Origin of the sequence: Actinophytocola sp. (genome assembly GCF_050699935.1) — a bacterium.
GTDB lineage: Bacteria > Actinomycetota > Actinomycetes > Mycobacteriales > Pseudonocardiaceae > Actinophytocola.
Map to the genome: position 1 here is coordinate 14,711 of NZ_JBOHGB010000090.1, position 14,044 is coordinate 28,754.

Genomic DNA, 14,044 nt, shown 5'->3' on the forward strand with positions numbered 1-14,044 from the left:
GACAGATCGCCCCTGGGATGAGCTAACGGTAGCCGCTTGTGAACGCAGGCACAAAGTCGCTAGTCGGGGCGGGGTCGGTCGGCCCTACACCATGTCTACTACGACACGGTCGCGGTCCGATGGAGGGGTGCTCCCTACTCCGCCGTTACTTCGCCGCCTACTTCGCCGTGACCGAGATCGTGTGCCAGCCGGTCGCCCCGTTCGGCGCCGGCGGCGCGTGCCTGTCCGTCTGGGTCTCGCCGGTCCGGTCGGTGGCGCGGACCGAGAGCTCGTGCTCGCCGGGCGGCAGCTCGAGCTCGACCCGCCACATCCGCCAGGTGTCGAGGCCGACCTCGGCGCCGAGGTCCGCGGGGTGCCACCGGCCGTCCGCGGACACCTCCACCTTGTCGATGCCGACGCTGGGCGCCCACGCCACCCCGGCGACGGTGAACCGCGTGGACGTGGTCGCTCCGTCGCGGGGACTGTCGATGCGGGACTGGGTCTTGACCGGTCCGAGTGCCGACCAGCCGCGCGGGACCCAGTAGGCCTGCTTCGCGGCGAACGTGGTGAGCTCCAGCTCGGTGAGCCACTTGGTGGCCGAGACGTAGCCGTACAGTCCCGGCACGACCAGGCGGGCGGGAAACCCGTGCTCCTGCGGGAGCGGCTCGCCGTTCATGCCGATGGCGAGCAGAGCGCCGCGCTCGGGGTCGAGGACGGCGTCGACCGGGCTGCCGGCGGTGAACCCGTCGACGCTCGTGGACAACAGCTGGTCGGCGTCGCGGTGCACGCCGGCCTCGTTGAGGATGTCGCGCAGCGGGACGCCGATGAAGTTGGCGGTGGACACGAGCGAGCCGCCGACCTCGTTGGAGACGCAGGCCATGGTGATCGGCCGCTCGACGAGGTCCCGGTCGCGGATGTCGGCGTAGTCCAGCTCGAGCTCGCGGTCGACCATGCCGCGCACCCGCAGGTGCCAGCCCTCGGCGGTCATCCGCGGCAGGGTGAGCGCGGTGTCGATCCGGTAGAAGTCCTCGTTGCTGGTGATGAAGCTGGTGGTGCCGGGGAAGCTCGCCCGCACCGGGAGCCTCGGGGCGGGCTCGGCGACCCGCAGGCTGCCGACCAGCCGGCGGGACCGCTCGACGTCGACCCGGGAGGCGATCAGCTCGCCGCCGAGACCGAGCACGCCGGCCCCGATGACGACCCCGGTGGACACCCGGATGAACTGACGGCGGTCGGTGTCGATGTCTCCGTCGATGTCTCCGTCGATGTCTCCGTCGCCGCGGGTGCGGGTGTCGGTGGGCAGCGCCCGCTTGTGCAGCCAGGAGAAGCCGAGCACGCCGACGAGCAGGCTGGTGGCCGGCGCGAGGATGCCGAGCTGGCCGAGGTCGGGCCGGGTGAGCACGGCGACGAACCCGATCGCGCCGAGCGCGGCGGCGACCGCCTGCCCGGGCCAGGCCCGGCGCCGCGACACCAGCCCGGCGACGAGCACGCAGCCGAGGATGACCACGGCGACGCCGATGAACAGGACCGTCTTGTCCGCCGTGCCGAACGTGTCCTTGGCCCACTCGGTGACCGGGTGCGGCGAGAGGTCGCGCACCCAGTTCCCGACCGCGACGTACGGCGAGGCGGGCGGCCCGACGAAGGCGGCAACGAGGTGCCCCGCCGCGAGCGCGGCGAGCAGCGACAGCAACGCGACCGCCACCGCCCGGCCCCGGCGGAGCATCGCGGGCGGCTCGGGGGTCGGCGCCTGCGCACGGCTGTCGAGTTGCACACCTCCACACTCGGCGTCGCCGGTGCCGGTGTTCAAGTCAAACGCGCTTACGGATGCATTACCGTGCCGCGAGCGCCGCCCGGAAGCGGTCCTCCTCGAGCCGCCAGTAGCCGTGCTCGACGCCGTCGATCAGGATGACGGGCACCCGGTCCCCGTACTCGGCCCGCAGCTCGGTGTCGCCGTCGACGTCGACCACGGACCAGTCGACGTCCAGCTCGGCGCAGATCCGCGCCACGTCGGCCTCGGCCACCTCGCACAGGTGGCAGCCCTGCCGCGACACCACGGTCACCCTGCCGGTCGTCATGGCCGTCTCCTCGGTTCGCTTCGCTCCCGCGCTACCCGCGCAGGCTGGCCCGGCGGAGCTTGCCGGTCACCGAGTGGGGCAGCTCGTCGACGAACTCGACCTCGCGCGGCACCTTGAACCGCGCCAGCCGCCGCGCGCAGTGCTCGCGCACGGCGTCCTCGGTCAGCGTGGCGTCCGGGGTCAGCACGACGACGGCCTTCACGAACTCGCCGGTCCGCTCGTCGGGCACGCCGACCGCGGCGGCCTCGGCCACCTCGGCCAGCTCGCCGAGGACCCGCTCGACCTCGTTGGGGTAGACGTTGAACCCGTTCACGATGATCAGGTCGTTCGCCCGGTCGACGAGCCGCAGGTCGCCGTCGGCGTCGAGGTAGCCGACGTCGCCCGTGCGGAACCAGCCGTCGGCGTCCGGGCCGTGCGCGCCGTCGGGCCAGTAGCCGCTGAACAGGTTCGGCCCGCGGGCGGCGACCCGGCCGGTCTCGGCGTCGCTCTCGTCGAACCACTCCGGCTCGTCCGGGTCGGGTTCGGTGCCGACCGGGCGGCCGTCCGAGTCGACCAGCGTCAGCTCCACCCCCGGCAGCGGCCGGCCGACCGAACCCGGCTTGGCGTAGCCGCCGACGAGCGTCGAGGTGAGCACCGGGCCGGTCTCGGTGAGCCCGTAGCCCTCGAACACCGAGAGCCCGGTGGCCTGCTTGATCGCGGTGAGCACGGCCGGTGGCAGCGGGGCGGCGCCGGAGGTCAGCAGCCGCAGCGTCGACATCGCCTCGCCCAGCCGGTCGGCCGGCACCGAGGCGAGCGCCTGGTACATCGCCGGCACGCCGACGAACGCGGTCACCCGGTGCTCCTCGCACGCGGCGAGCACCCGCTCGGTGTCGAAGCCCTCCATGAGCACGGCCGTGGCACCGGCCGCGGCGACCTGGAGCAGGCCCGGGCCCAGGCCGTAGGCGTGGAACAGCGGGACGGCCAGCAGCACGCGGTCGGTCGAGGTGACCGGGGCCGGCTCGAGCGAGGCGCACTGCTCGACGTTGGACAGCAGCGCGCGGTGGGACAGCATCACGCCGCGCGGCAGGCCCGCGGTGCCGGAGGTGTAGCAGAGGACCGCGATGTCCTCCCCGCCGCGCGGGCCGTCGGCGGTCAGCCGGACCTCGGCGGTCGCGTCCGGGTCCGGCGGCGCGAGCACGGTCGGCGCCGACCCGGCCGGCTCGCCCACGAGGATCGCCGCGCCGCTGTCGTCGAGGATGCGCTCGACCTCGGGGGCCGGGAACTGCGTGCCGACCGGCACCGCGATGCCGCCCGCGCGCAGCACGGCGAACAGCGCCACCACGAACTCGGGGCTCGTCGGCTGCACGACCGCCACCCGGTCGCCGGGCACGAGGCCCTCCTGGAGCAGCGTCGCGGCATACGCGTCGACCGCGGCGTCGACCTGTCGCCAGGTCAGCGAGCGGCCCGTGGCAGGGTCGAGCAGCGCCGGGTGACCGGGCACGCGCGCCGCGGCCTCGGTGACCAGATCGGCCACGTTGCCGGTCCGCGCGTCGGCCATGACAACCTCGCTCTCGACAATCGCACACCCACGACATCGCGAATCCTTGCGCAATTCACACCGCGACCACGCAACGTTCCCGCAGTGTGACACGACTCATCTGCGTCATGGTCGACGACTCGAAAAGTCCCAACGGAGATCCAGTACCTACTACGAAGTAACAACACGTATGCTGCTCAGGTCCCGGCCGGCGGTGCGGCTGGCCGGAACTCACGAGGGAGAGATCCATGCCGTCCGTGCGCCCAGCTCAACGGGACGCATCGGGGGCGACGCCGGCCGGACCCGACTCGCCCGCCGAGCCGGGCGGCTCCTGGGATCTCGTGCACGCCGCCCAGGACGGGGACCGGTCGGCGTTCGCCCGGCTCTACGACCGGTACGTGGACGTGGTGTTCCGCTACGTGCTGTTCCGGGTCGGGGACCGCGAGCTGGCCGAGGACGTCACGAGCGAGACGTTCCTGCGGGCGCTGCGGCGGATCGAGTCGGTGAGCTACCAAGGCCGCGACGTCGGCGCGTGGTTCGTCACCATCGCCCGCAACCTGGTGCTGGACCACGTGAAGTCCAGCCGGTTCCGGCTCGAGGTGGCGACCGCGGAGGTCGACGACTCGCGGCGGGTCGAGTCGGGGCCGGAGCAGCAGGTGCTGTCGAAGGTGACCCGCTCGGCGCTGCTGGAGTGCGTCCGCCAGCTCGGCGACGACCAGCGGGAGTGCATAGTCCTGCGGTTCCTGCAGGGGTTGTCGGTGGCGGAGACGGCGAAGGTGATGGCACGCAACGAGGGCGCGGTCAAGGCGTTGCAGCACCGCGCGGTGCGCAGGCTGGCCCGGCTGCTGCCGCCGGAGCTGCGTTAGGACGGGGAACGGGCCGGGGTGGGCGCGTAACCGGCGCCCATGCGGCTCGTTCAACAGACGAGATCCTGGATTCGGTTCCAGGAACAACACGGAGCACGATGTGGACAGTGGACCGGATCGTCCAGGCACCGAGCACGACCGCACCGTCGTGGCGGCCCTGGCACGGCTCGAGCCGCTGACCGCATCGACGGTCGCGGAACGCCGCCGCATCCGGGACCGGATCCTCGCCGGCCTGCCCGAGTCGCCGGCCGACGAGGCGACCGGTCCCGCCACCGGCAGGACCACGACGTCCCGGGCGCGGCCCGCCGCACCCGGGAGAGCCGCGCGGGCGCGTCGGGGGCCGCGCGGCCCCAGGAACAGATCCGGCAGATCCGACGCCGACCGGTCCGACAGAACCGACCGGCCCGCTCGGGAGCCGGCGCGAGCGGTGTCCGGCGCCCGCGGCCGGTTCGCGGTCGCCGCGGTGGCCGTGCTCGCGCTCGTCGGGTCGCTGACGGGCATGAGCCTGCTGCTGGCCCGGGACGCGCTGCCCGGCGACGCCCTCTACGGCGTGAAGCGCACCGCCGAGGCGGCCGAGCTCGGGCTGACCTTCGGCGACGAGGGCAAGGCACTCAAGCACCTGGAGTTCGCGAGCGCGCGGGTCGGCGAGATCGAGACGCTCGCCCGGCGCTACGCCGACCGCGACAGCGCGCCGGTCGGCGGCTACCTCACCGCGCTGACCGACTTCGACAACGACGCGTCCGCGGGCTCCCGCCAGCTGATCGCGCTCTCCACCCGCTCCGACGGGCGCCGGCTCGACGCGTTGAACTCGTGGGCGCGCCAGCAGAGCTCGCGGCTCACGGCGGTGTCCACGCTGCTGCCCTCGGCCGCGCGCAACCGGGGGAACGCGTCGCTGGCTTTGCTCGACAAGATCGCGAGCCGCGCGGCGGCCCTGTACGCCCGGATGGACTGCTACCAGATCACGTCCGGCTCGTCCGACGACGTCGGCGCGCTGCCCGCGTCGGGTGCCTGCGAGCGGGCGACCGGGTCGCGGCCCGACCCGAACGCGCCGGCCACGGGCACGCCGGGCGGCACCTCCGTACAGCCGACCGTGGCGCCATCCGCCCCCGAACGGCCCGGGCCCGGGCAGCCGGCGCAGCAGCTGCCTCCGCTGCCGCCGGTGGCGCGGACGGTCCAGCCGCCCCCGGCGGAGAGCCCGTCACCGGACCAGACCGGCACGCGGCCGCCACCGGACGACTCGAACATCGAGATACCGCTGCCGCTGCCAGGGGTGACGGTGCCGCCGCTGCTGCCGGGACTTCCCGGGATCAGCATCGGCGAGTGAGCCCGGGGACCCGTGCGCGGCATCGCTACTCTGTCAGTGGAGTACAGGTGGTCGAATACACGGAGGCGTTGCCGTGTCCCTGTGGCGGGGCCGTGACAAGGAGCCGGAGCTGGAGCAGCTCGCCACGCTCGCCGGGGAGGCCTCGGCGGAGGCGGCGGTCGCCCTGGGGTCGGAGCCCGGTCGTCCCGCGCCGCCCGCGGACCTGACGGCGGCCGCGTTCTTCGACGTCGACAACACGATCATGATGGGCGCGTCGATCTTCCACTTCGCCCGCGGGATGGCTGCCCGGAAGTTCTTCACCAGCGGCGACCTGGCGAGGTTCGCCATGCAGCAGGTCCGGTTCCGCGTCGGCGGCCGAGAGACCCACGACGGTATCCGCAGCGCCCGGGAGTCCGGTCTGTCCTTTGTGGCCGGTCATTCGGTGGCCGACCTGATGGCCCACGGCGAGGAGATCTACGACGAGCTGATGGCGGACAAGATCTGGCCGGGCACGCGGGCGCTGGCGCAGATGCATCTCGACGCCGGCCAGCGCGTGTGGCTGGTGACCGCCACGCCGGTGGACCTGGCCACGATCATCGCCCGGAGACTTGGTCTGACCGGCGCGCTGGGCACAGTGCTGGAGAGCGGGGACGGCGTGTACACGGGCCGCCTGGTGGGCGAGATGCTGCACGGCCCGGCCAAGGCCCACGCGGTGCGGGCGCTCGCGGCGCGGGAGGGCCTGAACCTGCGCCGCTGCACGGCGTACTCGGACTCGGCGAACGACGTCCCGATGCTGTCGGTGGTCGGCACGGCGGTGGCGGTGAACCCCGACGGCTCGCTGCGCGAGACGGCGCGGAAGAAGGGCTGGGAGATCCGCGACTTCCGCACCGGCCGCAAGGCGGCGAAGATCGGCGTCCCCTCGGTCCTGGGCGCGGGCGCGGTGGCCGGCGCCGTCGCGGCGGGCCTGGCCTACCGCAAACGAGGCTAGTCCGCCTCCCCGGAATTCAAAGTGTTGGTTGCGTTCCAGCAAACGGTGCGGACGTGCGGTTGATTGTGGCCGGGTGCCGTCACGGTGCCACTGAGGTTCCGTTTGGTCGGCGCGAGGCTAGAAGACCGAGGCGCGGGCGGACACCATGCGGTTCAGGGTGGACTGGATGGTGTCCCGCACCTGGTCGGCGAGCTCCAGCACGAGCGCGTGGTCCTGGTCCGCGTCCGGCGCCGCGCGGTCGGTGCGGATCGGCTCGCCGAAGTCGATGGTCCACTTGGTAGGCAAGGGAATCGCGCCGAGCGGGCCCAGCAGCGGGAAGAACGGCGTGACCGGGAGGTACGGCAACCCGAGCAGCCGGGCCAGCGGCTGGAGGTCGGCGATCTTGGGGTGGATCTCCTCCGCGCCCACGATCGAGCACGGGATGATCGGCACCCCGGCCCGCAACGCGGTCGCCACGAAGCCGCCACGCCCGAAGCGCTGCAGGCGGTACCGCTCGCGGAACGGCTTGCCGATCCCCTTGAACCCCTCCGGCCACACGCCGACGACCTCACCCGCCCGCAGCAGCCGCCGCGCGTCCGCGGAGCACGCGAGCGTCGCGCCGGTCCGGCGGGCGAGGCTGCCCAGCACGGGAACCTGGAACACCAGGTCCGCGCCGAGCATCCGCAGGTACTTGCGCTCCGGATGGTTGTCGTGCACGGCGATGGCCGTCATCGCCGCGTCCCACGGCAGCGTGCCGGAGTGGTTGGCCACCACCAGCGCACCCGTGCCGGCCGGCAGCGAACCGGTCACCGACACGCGGAACCACTTGTCGTACACCGCCCGCAGCGGCGGCAGCAGCACGTCGGTCAGCTCCGGGTCGAAGCCGAACTCGTCCACCGGGTACTCGCCGGACAGCCGCCGCCGGAGGAAGCGTGCCGCGCCCGCCAGGACACCCGGTGACCCGGCGGGACGCGGGCGCAGCTCCGTGACCGGCACCGGCGGCCGGGACGCGGTCGCCGAGCGGGCGGGGACGACCCCGTCCAGTGCGCGGCGGGGAAGCGGGATCACCTCGGCGGTGTGGCCGTTCACCGGGCCGGCTCCTGGTGCGGAGTCCGCACGTAGTCGTCCAAAGCGTCCGATGTGGACCATCGCGGGGCGAACCCGAACGTCGTCTTCAGCCGGGTCGTGTCGATCACCCGGCCGTACCTGAGCAACCCGGCGAGATCCGGCGAGAGGTGGACCGGCGAGGCGCCGCGCACAAACCGTGTGGCGGCCGGGACCGCGGCTCGCGGCATCGGCAGCGGCACCCGCCCGGCCCGCCGGATCGCCTGGGACAGCAGGACCACCCCGTCCCCACCCGCGTTGAACACCCCGGGCAGGTCCCGCAGCACGGCCCGTTCCAGCACGGCCACCGCGTCCCGCGGGTGCAGCAGCTGCACCCGGGCGTCGAAGCCGAGCACGGTCGGTACCACCGGGAGCCGCAGGTACCGGGCCAGCGCGGTGTCGACGCCCCGCCCGATCAGCTCGGCCAGCCGCACGATCGTCGCCGTGACGTCCGGACGCCGGCGCGCGAAGCCCCGCACGTACGCCTCGATCACCGCCGCCTCGCGGTCCCGGCCGCTCGCGGGCGGGTCCTGCTCGGTGAACACCGCCGGCGCGGTGGCGCTCGCGCCGTACACCTCGGCGGTGGACTTGACCACGAGCTTGCGCACCCGTGGCGCCCGCTGGCACGCGGCCAGCAGCCGCATCGTGCCGATGACGTTGCGTTCCTTGATCGCGGCGCGCAGCGGCCCGGCGCTCGAGCGTGGCGCGGCGTGCACCACGGTGTCGACCCGCGCGGAGCCGATCACCTTGCCGATACGCGGATCGCGGATGTCCACGGCCACGTGTTCGACCCGCGAGGACCTCCCGGCCGCGGGCGCCCAGGTGTCCACCGCGAGCACGCGCTCGATGTCGGGATCGGCCGCGAGCCGGGCAACGAGCGAGCCACCGAGCTGGTCCGCGGCCCCGGTCACGAGGACGACGTTGGGCGCCATGCGACTCCGATGAATCGATCACTTTGTGGAAGGCGGCCCGGCGGACACGGTGGCGGACCCCGCGCGACTGTACCGCCGAATCGTGATCGACTTGACGCTGGCTACCTGCAATTAACGCAGGTCACACGCTTACATCCCGGATGTTCACTCGTTCGGCGGCACATCCGGGACGGCGTCGGCGTTACTTCTTGAGCTTGCGACGCTGCACACGCGTCTTGCGCAGCAGTTTGCGGTGCTTCTTCTTCGACATGCGCTTGCGGCGCTTCTTGATGACCGAGCCCATGCTGATCCCTTGCTGTAGTCGGTGGTCGATCTCGCCTGGACGGCTACGACCACTCGACCGGCAGGTCACGGACGTGCGCGAAAGAACCAGGCACAACGATCGCCCAGGTTACCCGCCCGTCGCCCGAGTCCGGTCACCGGCTCCGCCCGCGACTCACCAGCGGGTCAGCCCGCGTCGAAGTAGGCGCCGCGCAGGTAGTCGTTGACGGCCTTCTCCGGCACCCGGAACGACTTGCCGACCCGGACCGCGGGCAGCTCGCCGTTGTGCACCAGGCGGTACACGGTCATCTTGGACACCCGCATCACCGTGGCCACCTCGGCGACGGTCAGGAACCGCACCTCCGAGAGGCCCGGATGTTCCGGTTCGTTCTTGTTCGCCGGCATGCTCACCGAGTCCTTAGGCACGCATCGCGCCGTCGGCTTCCCCACCGACGGTATCGACACGCACGTGCTTCTCCCGAGAGTAGCGGGACTGGTGTGACTGATGCGACGGCGTGGACGAAATTACGCCGACCGGCCGCCGGTGGTCACTTCTCGTCATCATGTGCCCGGCCGAGCTCCTCCGACCGGTCGCGGGCGGCCTCGATGGCGGCCAGCAGCGCGGCCCGCACGCCGTGTCTCTCCAGCTCACGGATGGCCATGATGGTCGTGCCAGCCGGTGAGGTGACGGCCTCGCGCAGGGTCACCGGGTGCTCCCCGGTCTTGGCCAGCATGGCGGCCGCGCCGACCGCGGACTGGATGATCAGCTTCTCGGACACCGCACGCGGCAGCCCGAGCAGGATGCCCGCGTCGATCATGGCCTCGACGAGGTAGAAGAAGTACGCCGGCCCGGAGCCCGACAGCGCGGTGACGGCGTCCTGCTGCGACTCGGGCACCCGCACGACCATGCCGACCGTGGACAGCACCTGCTCGACGGTGGCCAGGTGCTCGTGGCTCGCGTGCCGGCCGGGCGAGATCGCGCTCATCGCCTCGCCGACCACCATCGGCGTGTTCGGCATGACCCGCACGACCGGCACGCCCGCGGGCAGCCGCCGCTCGTACAGCGAGGTCGGCAGCCCGGCGCAGAGGGAGACGACGAGCGTGTTCTCGTCGACGGCGGGCGCGAGCTCGTCCAGCAGCGGCTCGATGTCCTGCGGCTTGACGGCGACGACCAGCACGCCGGCCTCCTTGGCGGCGGTGGCCACGTCGACCGCCCGGATGCCGTAGCGCGTGGTCAGCTCCGCGGCGCGCTCCGGGTGGCGCTCGGTGAACATCAGCTCGTCCGCACGCCGGCCCCCGGTCAGCAGCCCGGACAGCAACGCCTCGCCGATCTTGCCGGCGCCCAGCACCGCGATGGCCGGCTTCTCGGTCTCCTTGTGGCCGTCAGTCATGCGCACCAGCCTGCCACGGCCCGATCCTGGCGAGCCTGGAAGGACGCCAAGCGGACGTCGAACGTCAGGAAGGCGTCCTTCCTAGCCCTTGGCGGACAGGGCGAGCTGGCGGCACTGGCACACGAGCCGCCCCGTCGCGTCGACGACGGTCGCGTCGGCGTCGAACCACGCTCCGTGCACGGCCTTGCAGTCGACCTGGACGCGGAGCCAGCCCGGGGCCGGGCGGGAGCGCAGCAGCGCGGTCAGCTGCACCGTCGGGCTCCAGCCGAACCGGCCCAGGTTGAACGTCACCGGCATCGAGATGTCCCCGGCCACCAGCGCGAACATCGGGTCGACCTGCTCGCCGCGCGGGCGCACCCACAGGCGCAGCCGCGGCGGGTCACCGGTGTGGCCGTGCAGGAAGCCCGCGCCGTTCGGGTCCAGCCGCACGTCGCAGCTCCCGGTCAGCCGGAACACCGACGCCATCGGCAGCGAGGCGAGGTCCACCGCGTTGCCCGGCGGCTCGGCCGGCTGGTTGGGCAGGTCTGTCCAGACCGCGCGCTCCCGGGGCAGCCGGCCGGTGGTGACCACGCCCTCCACGCACGACTGGCCCCTCTGTTCCAAGTGGACGGCGACGATCGTGGCCTGCCGGCCGGACTTTCGCACGTCGGTGCGCAGCAGGACCGGGCCCACCTCGGGCGCGCGGAGGAACTGGGCGCTCACCACGAGCGGGTCGGCCATCGGCGAGGACGAGCCGGCGGCCGCGACCGCGGCTCTCGCGAGCAGCGCGAGGAGGAAACCGCCGTGCGGCTTGCCGCCCACTGTCCACGTGTTGGCCAACTCGGCGGTGAAGGTGCCGTCTCCGAGCGAGCGGACCCTCGACGCCGACGCGAACGGGCCGACGGCGGAACCGGGACCTCCCCGGGCATCGGCCTGCCCCGCAAAACTGCTCATGATTATTACCCTGCCACGTCGGGTGGAGCTTGATCGGATCGCGTCGGACAAGCCGCGTCACGTGCGCGAAGTCAACGCACGTAAGAAGAACGCGGTGTTCGCGGGCCGCTCGGCGAGGCGCCGCATGAGGTAGCCGTACCACTGCACGCCGTACGGCACGTACACCCGGACGGTGTGCCCGAGCCCGGCGAGCCGCCGCTGCTCCTCCGGCCGGATCCCGTACAGCATCTGGTACTCGAAGCTGCCGGGCTTGCGCCCGTGGAACTCCGCCCTGGCGTCGATGATCGGCACCAGCCGCGGGTCGTGCGTGGCGAACATCGGGTAGCCCTCGCCGGCCAGCAGCACGTTGACGCAGCGCACATAGCTGCGATCCACGTCGAGTGCCTCGGTGAACGCCACCTCGGGCGGCTCGGCGTACGCGCCCTTGCACAGCCGCACCCGCAGGTCGGAGCCGGCGAGCCGGGCGCAGTCCTCCTCGGTGCGGCGCAGGTAGGACTGCAGCACCGCGCCGACCCACGGCCACGTGCGACGCAGCTCCGCCAGCACCCGCAGCGTGGAGTCCGTGGTGGTGTGGTCCTCCATGTCGAGGGTGACGGTCGTGCCGCACCGGGCGGCCGCGGCGCAGATCCGCGAGGCGTTCTCGAACGCGAGGTCCTCGTCGAGGAGCTGGCCGACCGCGGACAGCTTCACGCTGACCTCGGCTCGGTCGGCCAGGCCGTCGGCGTGGAGGGCGTCGAGCACCTCCTCGTAGGCACGCACGCTCTGGTCGGCGAGCCGGGCGTCGGTGGTGTCCTCGCCCAGATGGTCCAGCGTCACCGTGAGCCCGGCGTCGACGAGCCTGCGCGTCACGTCGATCGCGTCGGCCGTCGACTCGCCGGCGACGAAGCGGCGCACCACGTCCCGGCTCACCGGTGCGGTCGCGACGACACGACGGATCACGTCGTTGCCGGCCGCGGCCAGGATCAAGCTACGTAGCGGGTTCACGAAACGCTCCCATTCCACGCACAAGGGGACCCGCCCCATCCGACGGGTACCTCGGAGCGAGACTTTACGGTGCGCCGGTCGACACCGTCTGCGGTCGGCGGTTATTGCCCCAGATGCAGGCGGGCGAACAGCAAGGCCTCCGCGAGGTCCTTCACCCGGTCGGCCCGGCTGCGCGCGCGCCTCGTGTTGATCTCGACCACGACCTGGCCGGCGAAGCCGCTCGTCGCGAGCCGTTCGCAGACCTCCGCGCACGGCTGCCCGCCGCGGCCGGGGACCAGGTGCTCGTCACGCGGCAGGCCGGTGCCGTCGGCGAGGTGCAGGTGGGTGAGCCCGGTGCCCATCCGGGTCGCGAGCGCCAGCGCGTCGACCCCCGCGGCGGCCGTGTGCGAGAGGTCGAGCGTGTAGTTCGCGTAGCCCACGTCGGTCGGGTCGATCGAGGGGTGGAACGCGGACAGGTCGCTGCCGAAGCGACGCACGGGGAACATGTTCTCGACCGCGATCCGCACGCCGCTGTCCGCCGACAGTGACGCGACGAGGTCCGCGAACCCTTCCGCGTAGCGGCGCTGCCAGCGGAACGGCGGGTGGATCACGACGGTCGGCGCGTCCAGGTCCTGCGCTGCCTGCACCGAGCGCCGCAGCCGCTCCTCCGGCCGCGGCGACCAGACCCGCTGGGTGATCAGCAGGCAGGGCGCGTGCACCGCCAGCACCGGCACCCCGGTCTGCCGCGACCGCCGGCGCAGCGCCACCGGGTCCTGGCTGATCGGGTCGGCCCAGACCATCACCTCGACGCCGTCGTAGCCGAGCTCGGCGGCGAGCTGGAAGGCCGTCGTCGCGGTCTGCGGCCACACCGACGCGGTGGACGCCCCGATCTTGATGCCGGGCACTAGTGCCCACCGCCGGGCGCCTGCTGCGCATATCGGCGGATCCAGGTTTGCGCTGGCAAGGCGCCGGTAACGCCGCCAGCGGGAAGCTGGGCCGGCGAGATGCGTGACGAGCTTCCGGCGGCGGGCACTAGCTACTTGTTGACCAGGAGCAACACGACGGGTGAGACCGTGGCCAGCAGGCCCACGAGGACCGCGAACACCGTTGTCTGCAGGTCCTCGGCACGCCGGATCTTCCGCACGATCAGCACCATGCCGGCGATCACCAGCAGCGCGAGGACGAGCGCGGCCTGCGGCAGCGCGCTCCACAGCCAGTTGAACCCGAGCCACACCGCGCCGCCGGCGAGCACGCCGACCGCGAGCTGGCCGACCATGACCAGCCACTCGCGCACCGGCGAGGCACCGCGCGCCTCGTCCTCGTCGAGGTCGTCGTCGCGCTCGAGGTCGTCGAACTCGGCGTCGTCGTCCAGGACGTCGACGCGGTCGAACTCGTCGTCGCGCTCGAAGTCACGGTCGAAGTCACGGTCGGGGTAGCGCCCGCCGCCGCGGTCGCCGCGGTCGCGGTCGCGGTCGTCGCGGTGGTCCCGGTGGTCCTCGTCGGGCTCGGCGGGCGGGCGAACCGGGAACGACGCGGGCCGCATCCGCGTGCGGCTGTCTGGTCCGACCGGCCCGGACGGGCGGTCCGCGCCGGGCCGGCGCGGGTCGGCCACCGGCTCCATCGACGGGTACGAGGGATACCGCGGCATCTCCTCGGTCATCGGCTCGCGCGGCGGGCCCGGTGGCGCCGGGGGCGGCCCGGGCGGTGCGTCCACGCCGTCGAGGCGGGCGCGCAGCGACGGTTGCACGCCGCTGCGC

At 72.9% G+C, this 14,044-nt stretch carries 14 protein-coding genes and 1 pseudogene; 3 read left to right on the forward strand and 12 right to left on the reverse strand.

What is annotated here, in order from left to right:
* Nucleotides 1-157 precede the first annotated feature (157 nt).
* Genes ACRDTB_RS24935 through ACRDTB_RS24945 form a run of 3 tightly spaced genes read right to left on the reverse strand, consistent with a single transcriptional unit; the run spans nt 158 to nt 3,588 of the window.
* Entirely contained in the window at nt 158-1,747 is a 1,590-nt protein-coding gene (locus tag ACRDTB_RS24935; protein WP_431434064.1) for a molybdopterin-dependent oxidoreductase, read from the reverse strand.
* A 58-nt stretch (nt 1,748-1,805) separates the two neighbouring features.
* Nucleotides 1,806-2,051, reverse strand: coding sequence for a glutaredoxin family protein (locus tag ACRDTB_RS24940; protein WP_431434066.1), 246 nt, complete (start codon nt 2,049-2,051; stop codon nt 1,806-1,808).
* 31 nt (nt 2,052-2,082) lie between these two features.
* On the reverse strand, nt 2,083-3,588 hold the full coding sequence (locus ACRDTB_RS24945) for an AMP-binding protein (protein ID WP_431434067.1): 1,506 nt from the start codon (nt 3,586-3,588) through the stop codon (nt 2,083-2,085).
* A gap of 227 nt (nt 3,589-3,815) precedes the next feature.
* Between ACRDTB_RS24945 and ACRDTB_RS24950 the strand changes: the two genes are divergently transcribed.
* The 3 genes from ACRDTB_RS24950 (at nt 3,816) to ACRDTB_RS24960 (ending at nt 6,724) form a co-directional block, all read left to right on the forward strand.
* The gene (locus ACRDTB_RS24950) at nt 3,816-4,433 is read left to right on the forward strand and encodes a sigma-70 family RNA polymerase sigma factor (RefSeq protein ID WP_431434069.1); all 618 of its coding nucleotides are present in this window, start codon (nt 3,816-3,818) and stop codon (nt 4,431-4,433) included.
* A gap of 100 nt (nt 4,434-4,533) precedes the next feature.
* The gene (locus ACRDTB_RS24955) at nt 4,534-5,757 is read left to right on the forward strand and encodes a DUF5667 domain-containing protein (protein WP_431434070.1); all 1,224 of its coding nucleotides are present in this window, start codon (nt 4,534-4,536) and stop codon (nt 5,755-5,757) included.
* 73 nt (nt 5,758-5,830) lie between these two features.
* Nucleotides 5,831-6,724 (forward strand): HAD family hydrolase, encoded by an 894-nt coding sequence (locus ACRDTB_RS24960; RefSeq protein WP_431434072.1) that lies wholly within the window; start codon nt 5,831-5,833, stop codon nt 6,722-6,724.
* A gap of 117 nt (nt 6,725-6,841) precedes the next feature.
* Here ACRDTB_RS24960 and ACRDTB_RS24965 read toward each other — a convergent pair whose 3' ends face one another.
* From ACRDTB_RS24965 to ACRDTB_RS25005, 9 genes and pseudogenes are all read right to left on the reverse strand, one after another.
* A complete protein-coding gene (locus ACRDTB_RS24965) occupies nt 6,842-7,792 on the reverse strand; it encodes a lysophospholipid acyltransferase family protein (RefSeq protein WP_431434074.1) in 951 nt (316 codons plus the stop codon).
* Nucleotides 7,789-8,739 (reverse strand): NAD-dependent epimerase/dehydratase family protein, encoded by a 951-nt coding sequence (locus ACRDTB_RS24970; protein ID WP_431434076.1) that lies wholly within the window; start codon nt 8,737-8,739, stop codon nt 7,789-7,791. Before ACRDTB_RS24970 ends, ACRDTB_RS24965 begins: the two co-directional genes overlap by 4 nt.
* A gap of 181 nt (nt 8,740-8,920) precedes the next feature.
* On the reverse strand, nt 8,921-9,022 hold the full coding sequence (locus ACRDTB_RS24975; protein WP_018684825.1) for a 30S ribosomal protein bS22: 102 nt from the start codon (nt 9,020-9,022) through the stop codon (nt 8,921-8,923).
* A gap of 164 nt (nt 9,023-9,186) precedes the next feature.
* Nucleotides 9,187-9,405 (reverse strand): helix-turn-helix domain-containing protein, encoded by a 219-nt coding sequence (locus ACRDTB_RS24980; protein WP_431434086.1) that lies wholly within the window; start codon nt 9,403-9,405, stop codon nt 9,187-9,189.
* A gap of 143 nt (nt 9,406-9,548) precedes the next feature.
* Nucleotides 9,549-10,391, reverse strand: a complete 843-nt coding sequence (gene proC / locus ACRDTB_RS24985; RefSeq protein ID WP_431434077.1) for a pyrroline-5-carboxylate reductase — start codon at nt 10,389-10,391, stop codon at nt 9,549-9,551.
* Nucleotides 10,392-10,472: 81 nt separating this feature from the next.
* Entirely contained in the window at nt 10,473-11,324 is an 852-nt protein-coding gene (locus tag ACRDTB_RS24990; protein ID WP_431434079.1) for a thioesterase family protein, read from the reverse strand.
* A 57-nt stretch (nt 11,325-11,381) separates the two neighbouring features.
* Nucleotides 11,382-12,308 carry a proline dehydrogenase family protein gene (locus ACRDTB_RS24995; protein WP_431434080.1) on the reverse strand — a complete coding sequence of 309 codons (927 nt, stop codon included), beginning with the start codon at nt 12,306-12,308 and terminating at the stop codon, nt 11,382-11,384.
* A 101-nt stretch (nt 12,309-12,409) separates the two neighbouring features.
* Nucleotides 12,410-13,192, reverse strand: a complete 783-nt coding sequence (locus ACRDTB_RS25000; protein WP_431434082.1) for a sugar phosphate isomerase/epimerase family protein — start codon at nt 13,190-13,192, stop codon at nt 12,410-12,412.
* Between the two features lie 131 nt (nt 13,193-13,323).
* Nucleotides 13,324-14,044 (reverse strand): annotated as a pseudogene (locus ACRDTB_RS25005) (hypothetical protein); the annotation flags it as partial.

What these genes read in the sequence shown, in the direction of transcription:
- ACRDTB_RS24990 (WP_431434079.1), bottom strand. Translation starts at nt 11,324, where the DNA reads ATGAGCAGTTTTGCGGGGCAGGCCGATGCCCGGGGAGGTCCCGGTTCC.
- ACRDTB_RS24975 (WP_018684825.1), bottom strand. Translation starts at nt 9,022, where the DNA reads ATGGGCTCGGTCATCAAGAAGCGCCGCAAGCGCATGTCGAAGAAGAAG.
- ACRDTB_RS24945 (WP_431434067.1), bottom strand. Translation starts at nt 3,588, where the DNA reads ATGGCCGACGCGCGGACCGGCAACGTGGCCGATCTGGTCACCGAGGCC.
- ACRDTB_RS24940 (WP_431434066.1), bottom strand. Translation starts at nt 2,051, where the DNA reads ATGACGACCGGCAGGGTGACCGTGGTGTCGCGGCAGGGCTGCCACCTG.
- ACRDTB_RS24980 (WP_431434086.1), bottom strand. Translation starts at nt 9,405, where the DNA reads ATGCCGGCGAACAAGAACGAACCGGAACATCCGGGCCTCTCGGAGGTG.
- ACRDTB_RS24950 (WP_431434069.1), top strand. Translation starts at nt 3,816, where the DNA reads ATGCCGTCCGTGCGCCCAGCTCAACGGGACGCATCGGGGGCGACGCCG.
- ACRDTB_RS24970 (WP_431434076.1), bottom strand. Translation starts at nt 8,739, where the DNA reads ATGGCGCCCAACGTCGTCCTCGTGACCGGGGCCGCGGACCAGCTCGGT.
- proC (WP_431434077.1), bottom strand. Translation starts at nt 10,391, where the DNA reads ATGACTGACGGCCACAAGGAGACCGAGAAGCCGGCCATCGCGGTGCTG.